14 protein-coding genes are annotated in these 22,341 nt (G+C 70.0%); 3 read left to right on the forward strand and 11 right to left on the reverse strand.

Features of this window, described 5'->3' with window-relative positions; all coding sequences use genetic code 11:
* The first annotated feature begins 2 nt into the window (after positions 1-2).
* Together D7X12_RS21935 and D7X12_RS21940 are read left to right on the forward strand one after the other, a co-directional pair.
* Positions 3-6,458 (forward strand): non-ribosomal peptide synthetase, encoded by a 6,456-nt coding sequence (locus D7X12_RS21935; protein ID WP_120627232.1) that lies wholly within the window; start codon positions 3-5, stop codon positions 6,456-6,458.
* A gap of 55 nt (positions 6,459-6,513) precedes the next feature.
* The gene (locus tag D7X12_RS21940) at positions 6,514-8,361 is read left to right on the forward strand and encodes a bifunctional metallophosphatase/5'-nucleotidase (protein WP_120627233.1); all 1,848 of its coding nucleotides are present in this window, start codon (positions 6,514-6,516) and stop codon (positions 8,359-8,361) included.
* A 60-nt stretch (positions 8,362-8,421) separates the two neighbouring features.
* On the opposite strand, the gene D7X12_RS21945 is transcribed toward D7X12_RS21940, so the two are convergent.
* From D7X12_RS21945 to D7X12_RS21975, 7 genes are all read right to left on the reverse strand, one after another.
* Positions 8,422-8,793, reverse strand: a complete 372-nt coding sequence (locus tag D7X12_RS21945; RefSeq protein ID WP_120627234.1) for a DUSAM domain-containing protein — start codon at positions 8,791-8,793, stop codon at positions 8,422-8,424.
* A complete protein-coding gene (locus D7X12_RS21950) occupies positions 8,794-9,180 on the reverse strand; it encodes a hypothetical protein (protein WP_208719205.1) in 387 nt (128 codons plus the stop codon).
* Between the two features lie 111 nt (positions 9,181-9,291).
* Entirely contained in the window at positions 9,292-12,408 is a 3,117-nt protein-coding gene (locus D7X12_RS21955) for an efflux RND transporter permease subunit (RefSeq protein ID WP_120627235.1), read from the reverse strand.
* 19 nt (positions 12,409-12,427) lie between these two features.
* Entirely contained in the window at positions 12,428-13,618 is a 1,191-nt protein-coding gene (locus tag D7X12_RS21960; protein ID WP_120627236.1) for an efflux RND transporter periplasmic adaptor subunit, read from the reverse strand.
* A gap of 210 nt (positions 13,619-13,828) precedes the next feature.
* Positions 13,829-15,256 (reverse strand): RICIN domain-containing protein, encoded by a 1,428-nt coding sequence (locus D7X12_RS21965; RefSeq protein WP_208719207.1) that lies wholly within the window; start codon positions 15,254-15,256, stop codon positions 13,829-13,831.
* Between the two features lie 87 nt (positions 15,257-15,343).
* Positions 15,344-15,547, reverse strand: a complete 204-nt coding sequence (locus D7X12_RS21970; RefSeq protein WP_120627238.1) for a YbdD/YjiX family protein — start codon at positions 15,545-15,547, stop codon at positions 15,344-15,346.
* The gene (locus tag D7X12_RS21975; RefSeq protein WP_120627239.1) at positions 15,544-17,610 is read right to left on the reverse strand and encodes a carbon starvation CstA family protein; all 2,067 of its coding nucleotides are present in this window, start codon (positions 17,608-17,610) and stop codon (positions 15,544-15,546) included. The genes D7X12_RS21970 and D7X12_RS21975 overlap by 4 nt, the downstream gene beginning before the upstream one ends.
* Positions 17,611-17,732: 122 nt before the next feature.
* Between D7X12_RS21975 and D7X12_RS21980 the strand changes: the two genes are divergently transcribed.
* A complete protein-coding gene (locus D7X12_RS21980; RefSeq protein ID WP_120627240.1) occupies positions 17,733-19,178 on the forward strand; it encodes a S41 family peptidase in 1,446 nt (481 codons plus the stop codon).
* A gap of 37 nt (positions 19,179-19,215) precedes the next feature.
* Here D7X12_RS21980 and D7X12_RS21985 read toward each other — a convergent pair whose 3' ends face one another.
* The 4 genes from D7X12_RS21985 to D7X12_RS22000 all read right to left on the reverse strand — a co-directional run bounded on the left by D7X12_RS21985 (position 19,216) and on the right by D7X12_RS22000 (position 22,243).
* Positions 19,216-19,809 (reverse strand): hypothetical protein, encoded by a 594-nt coding sequence (locus D7X12_RS21985; RefSeq protein ID WP_147443766.1) that lies wholly within the window; start codon positions 19,807-19,809, stop codon positions 19,216-19,218.
* 105 nt (positions 19,810-19,914) lie between these two features.
* Positions 19,915-20,766 (reverse strand): hypothetical protein, encoded by an 852-nt coding sequence (locus D7X12_RS43765; protein ID WP_208719208.1) that lies wholly within the window; start codon positions 20,764-20,766, stop codon positions 19,915-19,917.
* A 79-nt stretch (positions 20,767-20,845) separates the two neighbouring features.
* The gene (locus D7X12_RS21995; RefSeq protein WP_244224711.1) at positions 20,846-21,484 is read right to left on the reverse strand and encodes a flavin-containing monooxygenase; all 639 of its coding nucleotides are present in this window, start codon (positions 21,482-21,484) and stop codon (positions 20,846-20,848) included.
* 126 nt (positions 21,485-21,610) lie between these two features.
* On the reverse strand, positions 21,611-22,243 hold the full coding sequence (locus tag D7X12_RS22000) for a helix-turn-helix transcriptional regulator (RefSeq protein ID WP_120627242.1): 633 nt from the start codon (positions 22,241-22,243) through the stop codon (positions 21,611-21,613).
* Positions 22,244-22,341: the final 98 nt, after the last annotated feature.

Consider the following 22,341-nt stretch of genomic DNA (forward strand, 5'->3'; position numbering starts at 1 on the left):
AGATGTGTAAAAGAGACAGGCCCACGGACCTGCCGCGTCCGGCGGTGCAGACGTTCCAGGGCGCGCACCTGCCCTGGCGCGCATCGCCCGCGCTGTCCCGGGCCGTCGAGGCGCTGGGCCAGCGCTACGGCGTGACGCCCTTCATGACGCTGCTCGCGGGCTTCCACGCGCTGCTCTCCCGCTACAGCGGCCAGGACGACCTGGTGATTGGCGCGCCGCTCGCGGGCCGTCAGCGCCGGGAGCTCGAAGGGCTCATCGGCTTCTTCATCAACACGCTGCCGCTGCGCATCCAGGCCTCCCCGGACACGAGCTTCCGCGACCTCGTGGGCCTCGTGCGCGATGTCAGCCTGGGGGCCTTCGCGCACCAGGACCTGCCCTTTGAACAGCTCGTGAACGCGCTGCACCTGGAGCGGGACCCGAGCCGCACGCCGCTGTTCCAGGTGATGTTCGTGCTCCAGAACGCCGCCAGCCCCACGGGCCAGACGCTGCCGGGCCTGTCGGTGGAAGCGCTGGACGTGGAGACGGGGATGGCGAAGTTCGACCTCACCCTCATCGCGCAGGAGACGCCGGAGGGCCTCGCCTTCCTCTGGGAGTACAACACCGCCCTCTTCGAGGAGGCCACGGTGGCGCGCATGGCGGAGCACTACACGCGCCTGCTCGAAGCGGCCGTCGCGGAGTTCGAGCGGCCCCTCTCCCACCTCACGCTGCTCTCCACGGAGGAGCGCCAGCGGCTGCTGGAGACGTGGAACGACACCCGCGCGGACTCCCCGCGTGAGGCGTCGCTGCCCGCGCTCTTCGAGGAGCAGGTCGCGCGCGCGCCCCACGCCATCGCGGTGGAGTTCGAGGGCCGCCGGCTGACGTACGCGGAGCTGGATGCCCGCGCGAACCAGCTCGCGCATCACCTGCGAAAGCGTGGCGTGGAGGTGGGCACGCTCGTGGGGCTGTGCACCGGCCGCTCGCTGGAGCTGGTCGTGGCCACGCTGGCCATCCTCAAGGCCGGCGGGGCCTACGTCCCGTTGGATCCGGCGTACCCGGCCGAACGCCTGGGCTTCATGGCCCGGGACACGCGGCTTCCGGTGCTGCTGGTACAGCCGGGCCTGGAGTCGAAGCTGCCGGCGCTGGACGCGCGCGTGGTGGTGCTGGACCCCTCGTGGAGCCCCTTCGCGAGGGAGTCCGTGGAGGCGCCCCGCATCGCGGTGCCGGCCGAGGCGTTGGCGTACGTCATGTACACGTCCGGCAGCACCGGCCGGCCCAAGGGCGTCTGCATCCCGCACCGGGGCGTGGTGCGCCTGGTGAAGGGCGTGTCCTTCGCGCGGTTCGGGCCGGACGAGGTCTGCCTCCAGCTCGCGCCCAGCGCCTTCGATGCGTCGACGGTGGAGCTGTGGGGCGCGTTGCTCCACGGCGCGAAGCTGGTGGTCATGGGAGCGCACCAGCCTTCCCTGGAGGAGCTGGCCCAGACGCTGGAGCGCCAGGGCATCACCACGCTGTTCCTCACCACCGCCCTCTTCGAGCAGATGACGCTGGCGCAGCCCCAGGCGCTCGCGCGCGTGCGGCAGGTGATGACGGGCGGGGACGTGCTGTCCCCCGTGGCCGCGCGGCGGTTGCTGGAGGCGGGCCGGGGCGTCATCAACGCCTATGGCCCCACGGAGAACACGGCCTACTCCACCACCTTCAACGTGACGGACGCGAAGGACCTGGAGCGCCCGGTGCCCATCGGGCGGCCCATCTCCCACTCCACCGCCTACGTGCTCGACGCACGGGGAGCGCCGGTGCCGGTGGGCGTGGCGGGCGAGCTGTACGTGGGAGGTGACGGGCTGGCGTGGGGCTACCTGCACCAGCCGGCGCTCACCGCCGAGCGCTTCGTCCCGCACCCGTTCAGCACCACGCCCGGAGCGCGGCTGTACCGCACGGGAGACCGGGCGCGGTGGCGGGCCGACGGAGTGCTCGACTTCCTCGGCCGGAACGACTCGCAGGTGAAGGTGCGCGGCTTCCGCATCGAGCCGGGAGAAATCGAAACCGCCCTCAAGGAGTCCCCGGGCGTGAAGGACGCGGTGGTGGTCGTGCGCGAGTACGCCCCCGGCGACAAGCGCCTCGTGGCCTACGTCGTCGGCGCGGAGGTGGACCCAGGCGCGCTGCGCACGAGCCTCGCGGCGAGGCTGCCTTCGCACCTGGTGCCGTCCGCCTTCGTGAAGCTGGTGCAACTGCCGCTGACGCCGTCAGGCAAGGTGGACCGCAAGGCCCTGCCCGCGCCGGACGCGGGGACCGCGGGGCAGGACTCCTACGTGGCGCCGCGCGAAGGCTGGGAAGCGCTGGTGGCGGAGCTGTGGGCACCGCTCCTGGGCGTGCGCCGCGTGGGAGCGCACGACCACTTCTTCGAACTGGGGGGACACTCCCTGCTCGCCACGCGCGTGGTGTCACGACTGCGCGACGTGCTCCAGCAGGACGTGCCCGTGCGCCTGCTCTTCGAGGCCCCCACGGTGGCCCGGTTCGCGGAGCGGCTGGAGGCCCTGGGACAGCGGGAGCGCGGTCCGCAGCCACCGCCCGTCGTCCCCGTATCCCATGAAGAACCCCTGCCCCTGTCCTTCGCGCAGCAGCGCCTGTGGTTCCTCGCGCGGTTGGATCCGCAGGGGTCCGCGTACAACGTGCCCTTCTTCCTGCGGCTCCAGGGCCCGCTGGACGTCGCCGCGCTGGAGTTCGCGCTCGATGCGCTGGTCCAGCGCCACGAAGCGCTGCGCACCACGTTCTGCGAGGAGCACGGTCAGCCGGTGCAGCGGGTGGCCGCGCATCAACCCCTGACGCTCGCGCTCGAAACCCTGGTGGAGGACGTGGACACCGCGCTGCGCGAGCGCGCGGAGGCGGAGGTGCGCAAGCCCTTCGACCTGGAGCGCGGGCCGCTGGTGCGCGCCACGCTGGTCCGCACGGCGCCCGACCGTCACGGCCTGCTCCTGGTCATGCACCACATCGTGTGTGACTTCTGGTCCATCGACATCCTGGTGCGCGAGCTGAAGACGCTCTACTCCGCGCGCCTGCGCGACGAGCCCACGGCCCTGCCGGAGCTGCCGGTGCAGTACCCGGACTTCGCGCACTGGCAGCGGCAGGTGATGCAGGGGGAGGTCCTGGAGTCGCAGCGCTCGTGGTGGAAGCAGCAGCTCGAAGGGGCACCGCTGGCGCTGGAGCTGCCCACGGACCGGCCGCGCCCCGCGGTGCAGTCCTTCCAGGGGCTCCAGCTTCCCCGCCCCCTGCCCGCCTCGCTGCCCGCCTCCGTCCAGGCCCTGGCACGCGATGCGGGCGTCACGCCCTTCATGCTGCTGCTCGCGGGCTTCCATGCCCTGCTCGCGCGGCACAGCGGGCAGGACGACCTCATCATCGGCACGCCCATCGCGGGGCGCGGCCGGCGCGAGGTGGAGAACCTCATCGGCTTCTTCACCAACACCCTGGCCCTGCGCGTGGATGCATCCGGCGCGGAGAGCTTCCGGGCGCTGCTGGGCCGCGTGCGGGAGGCCTGCCTGGGCGCCTATGCCCACCAGGACATGCCCTTCGAGCAGCTCGTGGATGCGCTCGTGCCCACGCGCGACCTGAGCCGCTCCCCGCTGTTCCAGGTGATGTTCGTCTTCCAGAACGGCGCCGCGCCGTGGGAGCTGCCCGGCGTCTCCGTGGACTTCATCGCCTTCGAGCCGGGTATGGCGAAGTTCGACCTCACCCTCTTCGTGCGCGAGACGCCCGGGGGCTGGTCGAGCGTCTGGGAGTACAACACCGCCCTCTTCGACGAGGCCACGGTGGCGCGGTTCGCGGACCACTACACGCGCCTGCTCGAAGGGGCGCTCGCGGCGCCGGATGCGCCGCTGGCCACCCTGCCGCTGCTCAGCGACGCCGAACAGCGGCAGCTCACGGAGTGGACGCTCCGGCAGGAGTCCTACCCCGCCGTGTCCAGCGTCCACGCGCTCTTCGAGGCCACGGCCACGCGCACGCCCGACGCCATCGCGGTGCGCTTCGGCGACCGGACGCTCACCTATGGCGAGATGGAGCGGCGCGCCAACCAGCTCGCGCACCACCTGCGCAAGCGCGGCGTGGGCGCCGACGTCCGCGTGGGCATCCACCTGCGCCGTTCGCTGGAGCTGGCCGTGGCCGTGCTGGGGACGCTCAAGGCGGGCGGCGCCTACGTCCCGCTCGACCCGGCGTATCCCCCGGAGCGGCTCACCGCGATGCTCCAGGCGTCGGGGGCGACGGTGCTGCTCACGACGCGCGAGCTGCGTGACGCGCTGCCGGGAGACGGCACGCCGGTGCTGGAGCTGGACACCCAGGCGGACCTCCTCGCCCGCGAGCCCGACACCCGGCCGGAGCCCGAGGGCACCGCGCAGGCGCTCACCTACGTCATCTTCACCTCCGGCTCCACCGGGACGCCGAAGGGCATCGCGATGCACCGCGAGGCGCTGGTGAATCTGATCCACTGGCAGCTGGGGGACTCGGTGGCGCCCGGGGCGCGCACGCTCCAGTTCTCCGCGCTGAGCTTCGACGTGTGCTTCCAGGAGCTGTTCTCCACCTGGGCGGCGGGCGGAGAGCTGGTGCTGCTCACCGAGGAAGTCCGCCGCGACGCGACGCAGTTGCTCGCGCTGCTGGAGGGCGCGGGCATCGAGCGGTTCTTCATGCCCTTCGTCGCGCTCCAGAACCTCGCGGAGGTGGCCGAGCGCGAGGGCCCCTTCCCCACGAGGGTGCGGGAGATCATGGTGGCGGGCGAGCAGCTGCGCATGACGCCCGCCCTCCGGCGCTTCATGAAGCGCACCGGCGCCGTGCTGCACAACCACTACGGCCCGTCCGAAGCCCACGCGGCGACGTCGCTCACGCTGAAGGGGGACCCGTCGGCCTGGCCGGACCTGCCCACCATTGGCCGGCCGCTGATCAACGTCGCCGTGCGCCTCCTGGACGCGCACCTGCAACCGGTGCCGCGAGGCGTGACGGGGGAGCTGTACGTGGGCGGGGCCCAGGTCGGCCGGGGCTACCTCAACCAGCCCGACCTCACCGCCGACCGCTTCCTCCCGGATCCGTTCAGCCCCGAGCCGGGAGCCCGGCTGTACCGCACGGGCGACTGGGCCCGGCACCTGCCGGACGGCACGCTGGAGTTCCTCGGCCGCCGCGACGCGCAGGTGAAGGTGCGCGGCTTCCGCATCGAACTGGGCGAGGTGGAGGCCGCGCTGGCGCAGCACCCGGAGGTGCGCGACTGCATCGTGGACGCGAGGGATGACGGGGCCGGCCAGAAGCGGCTGGTGGCGTGGGTGGTGGGCGCCTGGCCGAAGTCCCTGGACCTCACCGCGCTGCGAGGCTTCCTCAAGGACCGCCTGCCTGAATACATGGTGCCCACGCGCTGGGTCGCGCTGGAGGCCCTGCCGCTGACGCCGTCGGGCAAGGTGAACCGCAAGGCCCTGCCGGCGCCGGAGGGAGGCCGTGACTCCACGCGGGCCTGGGTGGGCCCGCGCACGCCGCTGGAGCTGCAGCTCGTGCGCATCTGGGAGGAGGTGCTGGGCGTGCACCCTGTCGGCGTGCGCGACAACTTCTTCGAGCTGGGAGGGCACTCGCTGCTGACGCTGCGCTTGCAGTCGGCCATCCGTTCCAGGCTGGGCCGGCCCCTGCCCGTGTCAGCGCTCTTCCAGAACGCGACGGTGGAGCACCTCGCGGCCCTGCTGCGGGACGACACCGCCCCCTGGACGCCCATGGTCCAGCTCCAGGCGGGCACGGGAGGGCGCCCCTTCTTCTGCGTCCACGCGGTGGGAGGCAACGTCATGCCCTACGCGGAGCTGGCCCGGGCGCTGGGGCCGGAGCAACCGTTCTACGCGCTCCAGGCGCGAGGCCTGGACGGCGCCGAGCCCCCCTGCGAATCCATCCCGGAGATGGCGGCCCTGTACGTGAAGGCGGTGCGAGCGGTCCAACCGCGAGGCCCCTACCTGCTGGGAGGCTGGTCGATGGGCGGCAGCATCGCGTGGGAGATGGCGCACCAGCTCCGCCGCGAGGGGGAGACGGTGGCGCTGCTCGCCCTGCTGGACACGTCCGCGCGGCTGCACACCGGGGACCCTTCGGACGAGAGCGGCAAGGAGAGGTTGAACGCCCTCTTCCTGGAGGACCTGCGCCAGGCCGCGGGTCAACCCCTGCTCGCCGTCGAAGACTCCCCGGAGCAGCCCCTCCAGACCCTGCGCCGCGTCTTCGAACACCACCTGCAAGCAGCCTGGACCTACGAGCCGCCGAAGGACGCGGGCCCCTTCACGCTGTTCGAAGCGGAGCAGTCACGCTGGGACCACGGCTGGGAGCCCTTCGCGCCCGGTGGGCTGGACGTGCGCAAGGTGCCGGGAGATCACTACACGTTCCTCAAGCCGCCCCACGTGGAGGTGCTCGCCGCGCGGCTCCGCGAGGCCATTGCGAAGGCTCAGGGCACCGCGAATTCCGGAGGGGCCTCGGAAGAGAACCGTTAGGGTGCCGCCGCGCCGGGCGGTTCTTCCCGGCCTTACTCTTCGTCGAGGTCTCCTGATGCGTCTTCCCATCCTGATGCGCGCGCTGCGCACCACCTCCTTCAGCCTCGTGGCCGCCGGCTCGCTGCTGACCGCCTGTGACTCCAACGACGGGCCGCCCGAGCCGCTGCCCCCGCCCGTGAAGGACACCTCGCCGCGCACGCTCACGCTGCTCCAGACGAGCGACCTGCACACCAACATCTTCCCGTGGGACTACTTCACCGGGAAACCCGACGTGAAGCGCGGCGTCGCCAAGGTGGCCACGCTCGTCAAGCAGGAGCGGGCGAAGAACCCGGACTGCACGCTGCTCTTCGACACCGGCGACACCATCCAGGGCACGCCGCTCGGCACCTACTATGCCCTCGTGGACAACACGCCCAAGCACCCCATGGCCCTCGCAATGAACGAGCTGGGCTACACCGCCATGGCCCTGGGCAACCACGAGTTCAACTACGGCCTGGACGTCCTCAACAAGTTCAAGAGCGAGGCCAACTTCCCCCTGCTGGGCGCCAACGTGCGCAAGAGCGTGGACGGCTCGGAGGCCTTCACGCCCTACATCATCAAGACGGTGTGCGACGTGAAGGTCGGCATCCTCGGCCTCGTGACGCCCGGCGTGGCGACGTGGGAGCGCGCGGAGAACATCCCCGGCCTGCGCTTCGACAGCCCGTTGGAGACCGCGAAGCTCTACGTGCCGAGGATGAAGGCGGAGGGCGCGGACGTGGTGGTGGTGGCCATCCACAGCGGCCCGGACAAGCAGCCCACCGGCAGCGCGAGCAGCCCCGACTCCTGGCTCGCGGACTACGCGGATGCGTCCAAGTGGGCTGACCGCGGCAACCTCCCCGGTGAGAACGAGGCCGTGCAGATTGCCCTGGGCGTGCCCGACGTGGACGTGATGCTCACCGGCCATACCCATCAGCCCATCCCGAAGATGCTGCTGAAGCAGCAGGACGGCAGCGAGGTCCTGCTCACCCAGCCCAACCGCTGGGGCAGCCACCTGGCGAACGTCCAGCTCAACGTCACCTGGAAGGAAGACCACTGGGCCGTGGGCAGCCACGACGCCGGGCTCCACGCCGTGGACGACACGGTGACGGCGGACGCCACCGTCACGCAGCTCATCCAGACCTACCACGACACCACGGTCGCCTACGTGAACCAGAAGATTGGAACCACCACGGCGGTGTTCCCGGGCGGCTATGCCGCGCGCTACGTGGACAGCGCCCTGTCCGACCTCATCAACACCGTCCAGGAGGAGGCCGCGCACGAGGCCGGTTACGACGTGGACCTGTCCCTGTCCGCCATCTTCACCAACGATGTGTCGCTGCCCGCGGGTGACGTCACCCTGCGCGACGCCTACAGCATCTACATCTACGACAACACGCTGTACGTGATGGAGATCAACGGCTCCATCCTCCGGCGTGCGCTGGAGATGAACACCCTCTATTTCAAGCAGTTGGACGCGGCCAACCTGCCCGCGAAGCCCGCGGACGCGAAGGCCACCACGCCCCCCGTGGCGGACTTCAACTGGGACCTCTACTCGCGCATCGAGTACGGCTACGACCTCACGAAGCCCGCCGGATCCCGGCTCACGCACCTGCGCTTCCAGGGCCAGAACGTCACCGACGACCAAGTCTTCCGCGTCGCCATCAACAACTACCGCGCGGGCGGCGGCGGCGGCTACAGCATGTTCAAGGAGGGCCGCGTGCTGTGGACCTCCGCGGACGGCGTGCGTGACTACGTCGCGCGCTACATGCAGTCGCACCAGGGCCTGGCGCCGGAGACGGTGAACACCTGCAACTTCACCCTGGCCCCCGACCTCTACACGCCCTACTTCGCGTCCACGTTCGGCGCCGCGAAGTGCGCGCCGTGAAGTAACCACGGGCGCGCAGGGCTCAGGGCGCGGTGCCGCGTTGGCGCCGCGCCCTGGCTGTCACGGCTCGTCGGCCATGTCGTCCAGTTGTCCCTGAGCCGTTTCGCGGTAGTAGGGGACGACTTCGACGGCGAGCACGTCCCGCATCTCCTGGCGCGCTTCGTCGTAGTTGCCTGCCCGCTGGTGGCGGTACATCCGGTGGAGGGCGTCCATCAGTCGATTGGACCCGTCGGTGATGCGCCGCGATGCTTCGGCAAGCAGGGCCAGCGCGCCAGCTTCGGTGCGCAGAGCCTCCACCGCATCGGTGATGGCGACCTCTCGCGCGGTGCGCAGGAGGAGCGCACGCACGTCATCCGTGAGGACCAGCGGTGCGCCCTCGCGAAGCACCCGGCGTGCGAGAGCCTGAGTAGCGCGCCAGTCCTGGTCCGACATCTACCGCCTCCTCTTTCGCGGGCTGCACATCTTCGCGGGCCATTCGTGCTGGCCCTCACAGTAACGAAGGCATTCGTAGCAGGGCCCTACCCATTCGTTGTCCTTGCAATCGCCATAGGCTCGGATGCAGCGGCGCTTCCACTCCGGCAACTCCGCGTTGTGTGAGTCGTCCCATCCCTCGGCCTGGCCGTGCGTGCCGGTGGCGCCGACGCCGGCAGCCATGATGACGGCGGCCTCGGAGGCGGTAAGTCCGCACGCCTCGGGCATGCCTGGGTGACGCTGGATGCAGTCCGTCTCGGTGTCCATGGCGATGGTGGCGCACCCCAGGCCGAGGGCCGCGAGGATGGGGGCGAGGTGTTGCCACCGAGACTTCACCACCGGATTCATCGTCCCTCCCTCCCCTGGCTCCCGACCTCTACACGCCCTACTTCGCGTCCACGTTCGGCGCCGCGAGGTGCGCGCCCGTGAAGTAACCGCGGGCGCGCAGGTAGAACGGGCTCAGTGCTCGGCGACCGCGGGCCTGATGGGCTCGGGGTCGGCGAGTTCGCGGACGGCGGGCACGGTGCGCGTGCGGGCGATGAGCAGGTAGATGGCCGGCACGAAGTAGAGGGTGAAGACCGTGCCCAGGGCCATGCCGGTGACGAGCACCAGCCCGATGCTGTTGCGCGCCGCCGCGCCCGGCCCTGACACCAGCACCAGCGGGAAGTGGCCGGCGACCGTCGCCACCGTCGTCATCAGGATGGGGCGAAGCCGTTCGGAGGCCGCTTCCCGCACCGCCTCCAGCTTCGTCCTGCCCTCCTCCTGGAGCCGGTTGGCGAAGTCGACAATCAGGATGCCGTTCTTCGCGATGAGCCCCACCAGCGTCACCAGCCCCACCTGCGAGTAGATGTTGAGCGTGGTGGTGAAGCTGTCGGTGAAGTACGGCATCGTCGGGTTCGGCATCTTCAGGAACGTGGTCATCATCGCGCCGAAGAGCGCCAGCGGCACGGAGCCGGCGAGGATGATGAACGGATCCCTGAAGCTGTTGAACTGGGCCGCGAGCACCAGGAAGATGAGCACCACCGCGAGCATGAACGCCGGGAGGAACGTGTTGCCCTCCACGCGCAGCTGCCGCGACTCGCCCGTGTAGTCGATGCGGTAGCCCGCGGGCAGGATGCGCGCGGCCTCCGTCTCCAGGTAGGTGAGCGCCTCATCCAAAGGCCGGATGGCCACGCCGCTCAGCTTCACGGCGTTGAGCTGCTGGAAGCGGTTGAGCGACCGGGGCGCCACCGTCTCCCGCAGCGACGCGATGGACGACAGGGCCACGAGCTTGCCGTCGGGCCCGGTGACGTGGATGTCCTTGAGCTGTTCTGGATTGAGCCGGGAGGTCCGCAGCACCTGCGGGATGACCTTGTAGCTGCGGCCCGCGATGTTGAAGCGGTTGACGTAGTTGCCGCCCACCGCCGCGCCCAGGTCCTGTCCCACCGTCCCCAGGTTCAACCCCAGCTGCGCGACCTTCTCCCGGTCCAGCTCCACCTCCGACTGGGGCTGGTCCAGCTTCACGTCGATGATGGGCGGGAAGGCGAACAGCCCGCTCTGCGTCGCCTTCTCCTGGAGCTGCTGCGCGAACCCCAGCAGCTCCTCCGCCTCCGCCGTGGAGGCGATGACGAACTCCACCGGGAAGTTGCCACCACCCGGCAGCGCGGAAGGCTGGATGGCGAAGGTCTGCACGCCCGGCAGGACGTTCACCCGCTCCTGCGTCTCCGCCAGCACCTGCGCCACCGAGCGCTGGCGCTGCTCCCAGGGCTTCAGCGCCAGACCCCAGAACCCGTTGCCCGGGCTCATGATCTGGAAGATGAAGTCCGACTCCGGCATCTCCATCAGCGTCTTGCTCACCTGGCGGGTGGACGGCGCCAGCTGATCCAACGTGGAGTTGGACGGGGTGCTGACGATGCCGAACACGATGCCCTGATCCTCCGTCGGGGCCAGCTCCCGCGGCGACTGGGTGAACATCACGACGGCGAGCAGGCTCAGCACCACCCACGCGGCATAGACGGGGCCCCGGGTCTCCAGCGAGCGGTCCAGGGTGCGGGCGTACGCGCCCCGCAGCCGCTCGAAGGCGCGGTTGACCACGCCCGCGAGCCCCTTGTCCTCATGGCCCGCCCGCAGGAGCGCGGCGGACATCATGGGTGAGAGCGTCAGCGCCACCACGCCCGACAGGGCCACCGCTCCAGCCAATGTGAGCGCGAACTCACGGAACAGCGAGCCCGTGAGCCCGCCCTGGAACGCGATGGGCGCATAGACGGCGGCGAGCGTGAGCGTCATCGCGATGATGGGGCCCACCAATTCCCGCGCGCTCTTGAGGGCGGCGTCCACCGGGCGCAGCCCGTCGCGCAGGTGACGCTCCACGTTCTCCACCACGACGATGGCGTCGTCCACGACGAGCCCCACCGACAGCACCACGGCGAGCAGCGTGAGCAGGTTCACCGTGAAGCCGAACACCTGCATCAGGAACACCGTGCCGATGAGCGACACCGGGATGGCCACCACCGGCACCAGGATGGAGCGCACGGAGCCCAGGAAGAGGAAGATGACCACCACGACGATGAGCAGCGTCTCGCCCAGCGTGGACACCACCTCGTCGATGGCGTTCTGGATGTACTCCGTCCCGTCGAAGGCGATGCTGCCGTCAATCTGCTCCGGCATCTCCCGCTGCAGCGCGCCCATCTCATCGCGGATGCGCTGCATGACCTCCAGCGAGTTGGCGTTGGGCAGCGACCAGATGCCGATGAAGACGGCCGTCTTCCCGCTGAGCGTGACGTCCGTGTCGTAGTCCTCGGCTCCCAGCACCACGTCCGCGATGTCCGACAGCCGCACCACCGCGCCGCCATCCCGCCGCACCACGAGCTGCTTGAACTCCTCCACCGAGCGCAGGCTCGTGTTGGTCGTGAGGTTCACCTGGACGAGCGAACCCTTCGTCTGGCCCACGGCCGCGAGCGAGTTGTTGGCGGCGAGCGCCTGCCGCACCTGCGAGGGGCTGACGTTGAGCGCGGCCATCCGGTCCGGCTTCATCCACACCCGCATCGCGAACGTGCGCGCGCCGAGGATGTCCGCGCGCTGCACGCCTTCCACCGAGGACAGCCGCGGCTGCACCACGCGCACCAGGTAGTCGGACAGCTCGTTCTGCTGGAGGAAGTCGGAGGTGAAGTTGAGGTAGGCGACGGCGAACTGGCTGTCCGCGGACTCGATGCCGAGCACCGGCACCTGCGCCTCGGGCGGCAGGTCGCCTCTCACCTGATCGACCTTGGCGCTGATTTCGCTCAAGGCGCGGTTGGAGTCGTAGTTGAGCTTGAGCCGGGCGCGGACGATGGAGACGCCCTGCAGGCTCTGGGACTCCACGTAGTCGATGCCGTCCGCCGCGGCGATGACGCGCTCCAGCGGCGTGGTGATGAAGCCGCGCACCAGCTCCGCGTTGGCGCCGATATAGGCCGTGGTGACGATGATGTCGGCGTTCTCGCTGCGCGGGTACTGCCGCACGTTGAGGGAGCGCAGGGCCTGCAGGCCCGCGATGATGATGAGGAGGTTGACCACCAGCGCCACGACGGGGCGCCGGATGAAGAGGGCGGTGAAGTTCATGGGTTCGCCTTCCTCATCCCTACGGGTTCACGGGCTGGGGCGCGGCCTCGACGGGCGGCGCCAGCGCGTTGTTGAGGACGACGGCCGCGCCGTTCTTCAGCTTGAAGACGCCGCTGCTCACCACGGTCTGCCCGGCCGTCAGGCCCGACGTCACCTCCACGAAGTCGCCCCGCCGCTCCCCCAGCCGCACGAACTGCTGGCGCGCCAGGAGGGCCTTCTTGCCCGCGGCGTCCTTGCCCTCGGCGAGCGTGAACACGGAGTCCCCGTAGGGGGCGAAGAGCACGGCGGTGGCGGGGATGGCCACCACGGGGGTGCTCGCCTCGGCGAGCACCTCCACGTTGGCGAACATGCCCGGCAGCAGCCGTCCGTCCGCGTTGGGCACGGTGGCGCGCATGCGCACGTTGCGCGAGGACAGCTCCACCTCCGGGTTGATGGTGGTGAGCTCCCCCTCCCACGTCTGCCCCGGGAAGACGTCCACGCGCAGGCGCACCTTCTGCCCCTGCTTCACCTGCGCCAGCGCCTGCTGCGGAAGCTGGAACTCCACCAGCGCGGGGGTGATGGACTGCAGGGAAGCGATGGGGTTGCCCGGCGAGACGAGCTGCCCCAACTCCACCTGCCGGATGCCGATGCGGCCCTCGAAGGGCGCGCGGATGACCTTCTTCGCGAGCAGCGTCTTCAGGTGGGCCACCACGGCCTCCGCCTGGACCGCCCGCGCCCGGACGGCATCCAATTCCGACTGCGTGTTGGCGCCCTGGGCGAGCAGCTTCTCCACGCGGTCCCGGGTGAGCCGCGCGAGCTGCGCGTCCGCCTCGGCCCCGGTCAGCTGGGCCGCCTCGCTGGAGGCGTCGAGCTGGACGAGCACCTGGCCCTTCTTCACCGACGCGCCGTTCTCGAAGCGGATGTCGCTGACGACGCCCGGCAGCTCCGCGCTCAGCGTCACGCCGCGCACCGCGAGCACCGTGCCCACCGCGCCCTGCGCGGCCTGCCACCCGAAGGACTCCGCCTGCGCCGACGTGACGGACTCCGGCGGCTGCACGAAGGTCTCACCGGCGTTGATCATCGCGACAATCTGGGCCCCCTTGATGGCGGCGAGCCCCACGAAGATGGCGAGCAGGACCAACACGCCGATGATCCACCGCTTGAGGCGGCTGCCGCGGCGGGGCGGAGAGAAGGGCACTTCAGGGGAAGGAGCGGAGGGCGAGGCATGCATCGTGGGCACTCAAACGAGCTGGGTTGCGCAGCCGTGTCAGGGAATGCGCAGCCGTGTAACCGGGCCACCCGTTCTTCGCCCTCTTGAAAATGCATTTTCTCCGTGTGCAAACCGCGTGGAATCCACCGCCACGGGTCAGCTCGCGGATACCCCGACACACCTCCGTGACAGGGACGGCGACACGCACCGACCCTGTCACCGGGCCGCGGACTACTGTGCTTCCAGCCGGAACTGCTGGCAGTCGTTGTTGGACCACGTCCACTGCTGCAGCAGCGTGCCGTCACCGCTGCCGGCCTGGCAGCCCGTCACGTCCAGCACCTTGCCGCTGTGGCGCGCCTCCAGCCGGTGGTAGCCGTTGCCCAGCGCCACGGGCTTGAACTGCTGGTTGCCGCCGCCGGAGTAGGACCACTGCTGGAGCCCCGCGCCGTCCGCGCTGCTGACGTCCCGCACGTCCAGCGCCTTGCCGCTGTGACGCGACACGAAGCGGTAGTAGCCGCTGTCCGTCGCCTCCATCGCCCACTGCTGGCTGGGGCCGGTGTGGCAGCTCCACTGGTGGATGATGGCGCCGTCCGCCGTGCTGGGGCCGGAGATGTCCACGCAGCGCCCGGAGGCCTTGTTCACCAGCCGGACGGCGCCCGTCCCGCCCGTCCCCTGCGCCACGGTGTAGATGGCGTTGAGCAGCGACGTGCTCCCGGACGTGTCCTGGCTGAGCTCCCAGATCATCACGCCGCCGTTCTGCATGCCCAGCCGAGTCTTGGCCTGGATGGTGGCGATGCCGTTGTAATAGACGTCCCCGACGTTGTCCTTGTAGGGCGCCTGCGAGTCGCGCGCGACCAGCTCCGAGTACCCCACGTAGCTCGACGGCGAGCGGCCGTAGAACGGCACGCCCAGCACCGCCTTGGACGCCGGCAGCCCGCGCCCCTTCCAGTAGTTCAGCGACTGGACGCCGTAGTCGTACGTCGAATGCGGCTGCCCGCCGTCGTAGGCCATGATGTTGAGGAAGTCGACGTCGCTGAACACCGACGCCTGCACGCCGCCGCCGGTGTAGCCGTTCGCCACCACCGCCGCCGTCAGCAGCTTGCCGCGGCTGTGCATCGCGGTGCCCAGCTCCCGCATCAGGAGCGCGTAGTTGTTCCCCGACGTGCCGGGGTCCGGGTACTCCCAGTCGATGTCCACGCCGTCCAGCCCGGCCGCGTTGACGAAGTTCACCAGGTTGTTCACGAACGCGGTGCGCGTGCTCGCGTTCGCCGCCAGCTGCTCGAAGGCGCTGTCGTTGCCGTCATTCCAGCCGCCCACGGCAATGAGCACCTTCACGCCCTGCGCGTGCGCCAGCGTCACCAGCGAGCGCAGCCGCGCGTCCCCGCTGCTCACGCCCGTGATGCCACCCTGCGCCGTGGGCAGCACGAACGAGTAGTTGATGTGGCTCAGCTTGTTGTACGGCAGCGTGTTCACGTCCCCCGCCCACGTCGGCAGGTAGCCCACCACGCGCGTCGCCAGCGCCGGGGACTCCACGACCCCCATCGGGTCCTCGGAAGCCTCGGACGGCGAAACGTCCCCCGGGCCGGAACAGCCCCCCAACGATGCGAGAAACACGGCGCCCAGCGCCAACGTGCGGAACGGTGATGCGATGCGAGACAAGGATGACTCCTGCGTCATGGGTTTCACGGATTGGACCCGTAAATCCCACTAAGCAGTTTTGTCCGGAGGACTCAACGACTCATCGCTTCAGCAGCAGCGGCCGCCACCGCCTCGATAGCGGGCTTCGAGGCGGTCGTTGAAAAACTCCGCATACGTCATCACCGCGCTGTCCGGATGATGACGTCGCATGTGGGCGACATAGGTCTCGTAGTCGGGCACGCCAATCATCTGCCGCGCGACGCGCACGGCCTGGCGCCACCCGTGCTGGAGCGTCCGCGCGAAGTCCGTCATGAGCGCTCCACCACGGCGGCGGCCACGTAGGGCGTCTCGTGCGAGGTGGCCACCGTGGAGCGCCGGGCCGCGAGCATGGCGCGCACGCCGAAGATGAGGGTCGCGACCACCACGGCCATGAAGAACACGGTGAGGGCGGCATCCAGGTAGTCGTTGCCGATGATGCGCTCCATCTCCTCCACGGACTTCGCGGGGGCGATGATGCGGCCCTCCGCCACCGCCTGGGAGAAGGCGCGCGCGTGGGCGAGGAAGCTCACCCGCACGTCGCCGCCGAACACCTTCTGGTAGCCGGCGGTGAGCGTGCACAGCACCAGCCACGCGGCGGGGATGCCGGGCACCCAGACGTAGCGCTCGCGCTTCATCTTCACCAGTGCCACGCACCCCAGCGTGAGCGCCACGGCGGCGAGCATCTGGTTGGCGATGCCGAACAGCGGCCACAGCGTGTTGATGCCGCCCAGCGGATCCACCACGCCCTGGTAGAGGAAGTAGCCCCACGCGCCCACGCACAGCGCGGTGGCCAGCAGGTTCGCGCCCCAGGACTCCGTGCGCTTGAGCGGCGCGTACACCAGGCCCGCCAGCTCTTGGATCATGAAGCGCCCCACGCGCGTGCCGGCGTCCACGGTGGTGAGGATGAAGAGCGCCTCGAAGAGGATGGCGTAGTGGTACCAGAAGGCCATCATCCCCTGCCCGGACACGAGCCCGTGGAGGATCTGCGCCATGCCCACCGCCAGCGTGGGCGCACCGCCTGCGCGCGACAGGATGGTGGTCTCTCCGATGTCGCGCGCCGTCTGCTCCAGCACGTCCGGCGTGATGACGAAGCCCCACTGGCTGATGGTCTGCGCCGCCTGCGTCGCGGTGGTGCCAATCAGGGCGGCGGGCGAGTTCATCGCGAAGTAGACGCCCGGATCCAGCACCGACGCGGCGATGAGCGCCATGATGGCCACGAAGGCCTCCATCAGCATGCCGCCGTAGCCCACGATGCGCGCGTCGGCCTCGCTGGCGAGCATCTTCGGCGTGGTGCCCGACGCGATGAGCGAGTGCCACCCGGACACCGCGCCGCACGCGATGGTGATGAAGAGGAACGGGAACAGGCTGCCGGAGAACACCGGGCCGGAGCCGTCCACGAACCGCGTCACCGCCGGCATGCGCAGGTCCGGCGCGGCGAGCGCGATGCCCACCGCCAGGAGCAGCACGGTGCCAATCTTGAGGAAGGTGGACAGGTAGTCGCGCGGCGCGAGCAGCAGCCACACCGGCAGCACCGCCGCGCAGAACCCGTAGCCGATGAGCAGCCACGCCAGCGTCTTGCTGTCGAAGGTGAACGCGGGCGCCCACGCGGCGGACTCGGCCACCTGGCCGCCGAAGTAGATGCTGAGCATCAGCAGCACGAAGCCGACGATGGACACCTCCAGCACGCGGCCCGGGCGCACGTAGCGCAGGTACAGCCCCATCAACACGGCGATGGGGATGGTCATCGCCACGGTGAAGGTGCCCCAGGGGCTGGCCGTCAGCGCCTTCACGACCACCAGCGCCAGCACCGCGAGGATGATCATCATGATCATCAGCACGCCCACCATCGCCGTCACGCCCGCCGCCGGTCCCAGCTCCATCCGGACCATGTCGCCCAGCGACTTGCCGTCGCGGCGGATGGACAGGAACAGCGTCACGAAGTCCTGCACCGCGCCCGCCACCACCACGCCCACGAGGATCCACAGCGTGCCGGGCAGGTAGCCCATCTGCGCCGCCAGCACCGGCCCCACGAGCGGCCCCGCGCCCGCGATGGCCGCGAAGTGGTGGCCGAACACCACCCACCGGTCCGTGGGCACGTAGTCCAGGCCGTCATTGCGGCGTTCGGCGGGGGTGGCGCGCGTGGGGTCCAGGCGCAGCGCTTTTTCGGCAATGAACCGGCCGTAGAAACGATATCCCAGCATGAACACCGCGACCGAGGCGACCACCAGCCAGATGGCGTTGATGGACTCTCCCCGGTGCAGCGCCACCACGCCCAGGCTGAACGCCCCGGCCAGCGCCACCAGCGCCCATCCCAGCTTCCGAGCGACTCCACCCATGATGTCTCCCCGCCACGGGCGCGGCACCGCCAACCGCCACCCCGGGCGGGGTTTATAGCGCACCCGTTGTCCCAGCCCGCCCCACACACTCCGGGGTGTCGGATGAAGGAAACCTCCGCGCCATGAAGGTCCCCATGCTTCGCTCGCGCCTCGTCCCGCTGGTCCTCGCAGGCCTGCTCGCCGCCGCCTGTGCCACGCCCCGCTCCACCGTGGGACCTGGCGTGGGCCCTGGGCTCGTGACACCCGTGATGAAGGACGGAGCGCCCCATCCGGAGACGCTCGGCGTGTGGCGCTCCCGAGGCTACGGGTGGCTGCTCACGGTGACGCCGCAGGGGCTGCGCCTGCACCACGAGACGGCGGCGGGGTGTCATGCGGATCCGTCGTCGTCGGCGGAGCTGATGGAGCTGTTCGGCTTCCAGGAGCCGGGGCCCTCGGCGGACAGCGTGGACTTCCTCTCCTCGCCCGGGGAGACGCGCTACCGCTTCGACCGCGTGGCCGCCCTGCCCCCCGGCTGCGACACCGAAGGGCCCTGGAGCGCCCCGGCGGTGTTCGACGTGTTCCAGGCGACCTTCGCGGAGCACTACGCCTTCTTCCCGGAACGGAGCCCCGACTGGATGTCGCGCCTGGAAGCGCAGCGTTCGCGCGTCAACCCCAACACGGACGACACCGCGTTGTTCACCCTCTTCGCGGACGCGCTGCGGACGCTGGGGGATTCGCACGTGGAGCTGCTGGCGGACGACGCTTCGTCGGACTCACTCCGCTACGAGGAGCGCGCCACGGGGACCTTCGCCCTGCTGGAGCGCGAGGCCCAGCGGACGGAGCGCCCCATGCGGGCCGTGCAGAAGGAATGGATGGGCGCATACCGGGACGGCATCCTCCAGACGGTGCTGCGCGGCGAGGGACACCACGTCGCGAACCAGCGCATCCTCTGGGGCTTCGCAGCGCCTCGCGTGGGCTACCTCAACGTGCTGACGATGGGCGGGTTCGCCGCCACGTCCGGCGAGGAAGCGCCGACGCTCGCGGAGGAGCTGGCCGCGCTGGAGCCCGTGCTCGACGAGGTGATGACGGCCTTCGCCGGAGCGGACAGGGTCATCGTGGACGTGAGCAACAACCGTGGCGGCCATGACGGCGTCGCGCGCGCGATCGCGGAGCGCTTCGCGGATCAGCGCCGGCATGTGTATTCCAAGTGGGCGCGGGGGGCGAAGGACGTGCCGCCGCAGGAGTTCTTCCTCACGCCCACGTCGCGCCCCGCGTTCCACGGGCCCGTGTCCCTGGTGACGAGCGACGTGACGGTCAGCGCCGGCGAGGTGTTCACCCTGGCGATGCGAGCGTTGCCCCAGGTGGTCCACGTGGGCTCGGCCACGCGGGGCTGCTTCTCCGACGTGCTCGTCAAACCCCTGCCCAACGGCTGGACGGTGCACCTGTCAAACGAGCACTACACGGACACGAAGGGCGAGGATCGCGAGGCCCGGGGCGTGCCGCCCCAGAAGCCCCTGGAGCTGTTCCCGGAGGCGGACCTGGCACGGGGCCATGCCCGTGCGATCCGGGCGCTGGCCGACTCCCGGTGAGGTGCCGGAAGCACCTCGCGGGAGCCGGCGGAGGGCTTCAGCGGGCGAAGGGGACGGGCAGCGCGTCGGCCACGGCCTGCTGCTTCGCCAGCTGCACCTTGCCGCTCTTGCGGATGACGAAGTCACACGCGAGCAGCTGGTTGCCCACGAGCACCACGGCCGAGGCCTTGAAGCCCTCTTCGCCGTCGGTGACCTGGATGGGGTGCAGCTTCGCGGCCGCAGCGTCCTTCTGCGCGGTGAGCGTCGGGTCCGTGTTCGTGGCGGGCAGCCACTGCACGTCCTCGGCGCGCTCCACCAGCCGGCGCTTGCCGCCCTCGGTGTTCTCCACGAAGAAGCGCAGGTACGCGGGGATTTCGGCGGCCTCCAGCGTCAGCGCCTCCTCCTGGTTGACCTTGTAGAGGGCCTCCGGGGTGGCGGGCGTGAGGTTGACGGCGCTCTTCCCGTCGTCCGCGTACTTGAAGCGCAGCGCCCGGTGCGGCAGCCGCACTTCCACCGTCACCAGCTGGAAGCGCTTGTAGAAGCCCAGCGGCTGACGCGTGAACGTCGTCGCCGCCAGGTTCTCCTTGATGGTCCCGGCGTGCACCGGGTCCACCTGCTCGATGCGCTGCAACGTCTGGGCGTCCGCATTCACCTTCGGTTCCTCCAGGGACCCGGCCTTCGAAGGCCGGGCGGTGTCACAGTGAGTGGCGGACAGCACCCACAAGGCGGCGACGAGGATCCGGTGCATGCAGCCTGCTTACGGGTGCGCCTTGTCCCAGCCCTGACCGTAGTAGTCGGGGTAGTTCTGACCGTTGGTGCTGGTCACGACCTTGCCCGTCTTGAAGCCGTCCAGCACGGCAGCGTAGCCCGCCTTGTCGCCGATTTCACGAAGTTGCGTCTCCGTCAGGGACGGGTCCTTCGCCTTCGCGTCGGTGATGGCCTGGGAGGAGGCCGCGTTGTACTCGGCCTCCAGCGGGAAGGTGGCGGTGACCGTCTCACCGTTGGCGACCAGCTCGTTCTTCGCCTTGATGCTGTCGACGGTGCCGCGCGTCTCCTCGTCGAGCAGCGTCTGCACGTAGTCCGCGCGCGACTGGGTGTTGATGTCGGCGCGGGGGCCGTCCATCGTCGCCTTCGCGTGGTTGATCTCGTGCACCAGCGTCAGGGCCGCTTCCTGCGGATCCTGGCTGCGGTCGATGACGATCTTCTTGCCGTCCCAGTACGAGCCACCGCCGTCGGCGAACTCCACCGGGATCTTCTTGTCCTCCAGGTACTTCACCGCGGCGGCGCCGGTCGGCGAGTTCTTGAGGACGTCCTTCGTCTCCTGCAGCTTCACCTTGTCCTTGGAGGCCTGGATGGCGTCGCCGATGGCGCCACCAATCGCACCGCCAAGGCCGGCGCCCGCGGGACCGCCGAGGATGCCACCGAGGATGCCGCCGATGGTGCCCGCGTCCGCCTTCTTCGCCTTGTCGAAGGCGTCCTTGAAGAGATCGCCCACGGGGTTCGCGTTCACCTGCGCCGGCCGGGGGCTCACCACCGTCCGCGCGGCCTGCGAAGCTTCCGTGTTCTGCGCCGGGCGTGCACCGCTCCGGCCAATTCCGTCAACCCCCATGACAGTTCTCCCCAAGCTTCAAAGTACGGCTTTGCGAAGATTATCGGAGAACAGGGGGTGCCAGTTGCGAGCCCTCCCTTCAGCGCAATGCGTTACATCCTGGCAGGTAGGCTGGAGGCCGGACGGCGGAGGGTACGGTGGGTTGGATGGCCGGGACGATCTGCGCCGAGGACGCGCCCGTGCCCACCACGCCCACGGTGCGCCCGGCCAGCGGGGAGTCCATGTCCCAGCGCGCCGAGTGCATCACCTTGCCCTGGAAGCGCTCCAGCCCGGGCAGCGGGGGGATGAGGGGCTCGCTCATCGCGCCCACCGCGGACACGAAGACGTCCGCGGTGAAGGGGCCCCGGGAGGTCTCCAGCCGCCAGTGCTGCCGGGCGGCGTCCCACCGCGCGGAGAGGACGGCGTGCCCGAAGCGCAGGAACGGGGACAGGCCGAAGCGCATCACGCACTCGCGCAGGTAGTCCTGAATCTCGGCGCCCGGCGAATAGACGTGCGACCAGACGGGATTCGGCACGAAGGAGAACGAGTACAGCAGCGACTGCACGTCGCACGCACAGCCGGGATAGACGTTGTCGCGCCAGACGCCCCCCACGTCGTCCGCCCGCTCGAAGACGAGGAAGTCATTGATGCCGACCTGCTTCAACCGGATGGCCATGCCCAGTCCAGCGAAGCCAGCGCCCGCGATGGCGACCCGCACGTGAGGAAGGGATTGGGACACGGGAGGGACCTCCTTCAACACTCCATCATCGCCCTCCGCGGTCCGCTCGGCATGGAGGTGCGGGCCGGCTTGCGGTGTTCCGGTCCCTGGCGTCGCGCCTCCCCTTGAAGGGCGCGGGGCCCCACTTCACTCCACGACTTCGGCGCGCGTGATGCGATCCAACCGGAAGTGGCGCCGCTCGCCAGACGCGAGGTCCACCGCGTCCAGCCGCGTCTCGTGCCGGTCCATCACCACCGACTCGATGCGCAGCTCGCGCGTCGTCTCCAGGAAGTTGCCGTCCACGTAGGTGATGCGCAGCGGCTGGCGCTCGAACCACGCGCGCTCCAGCGCCTCGCGCACGTTCTTCTTCGTGGGCAGCGAAGGCACGCCCAGGAACGTCAGCTCCCGCAGTCGCTCCAAGAGCTCACGCTGCGCGGACGTGGACAGCGCCGAGCGCACCTTGTCGAGCGCCGACTCCAGCGTCCCCGTGAAGGGCAACAGCCGCATGTCGATGGCGAAGCGCCCCAGCGCCACCACCAGCGCCGCTTCGCGCGCGGTGAAGTTCACCGGCGGCAGGCTGTAGCTGCGGTCCAACGCGTACCCGCCGCCCCGGCCGCGCTCCGCCCCCACCGGCAGTGCCGCGGCGCGCAACGCGTCCAGGTCCCGGTAGATGGTGCGCACCGTCACGTTGAAGCGCTCCGCCAGCACCTCCGCGGTGACGCCGGTACGACGGCCTCTCAGGTACTCCGCGAGGGCGAAAAGACGCTCGGTGCGCTGCATGGCCGTGGATTCCTGACATACCGCTGTCAGCCCGGGCCCTCAAGCTGGAGGCGAGCCTCCGCGATGCGAAGCCCCACCGACAGCGCCCTGCCTCCTCC

This window comes from Corallococcus sicarius, assembly GCF_003611735.1.
In the GTDB taxonomy this organism is placed as follows: Bacteria; Myxococcota; Myxococcia; order Myxococcales; family Myxococcaceae; genus Corallococcus; species Corallococcus sicarius.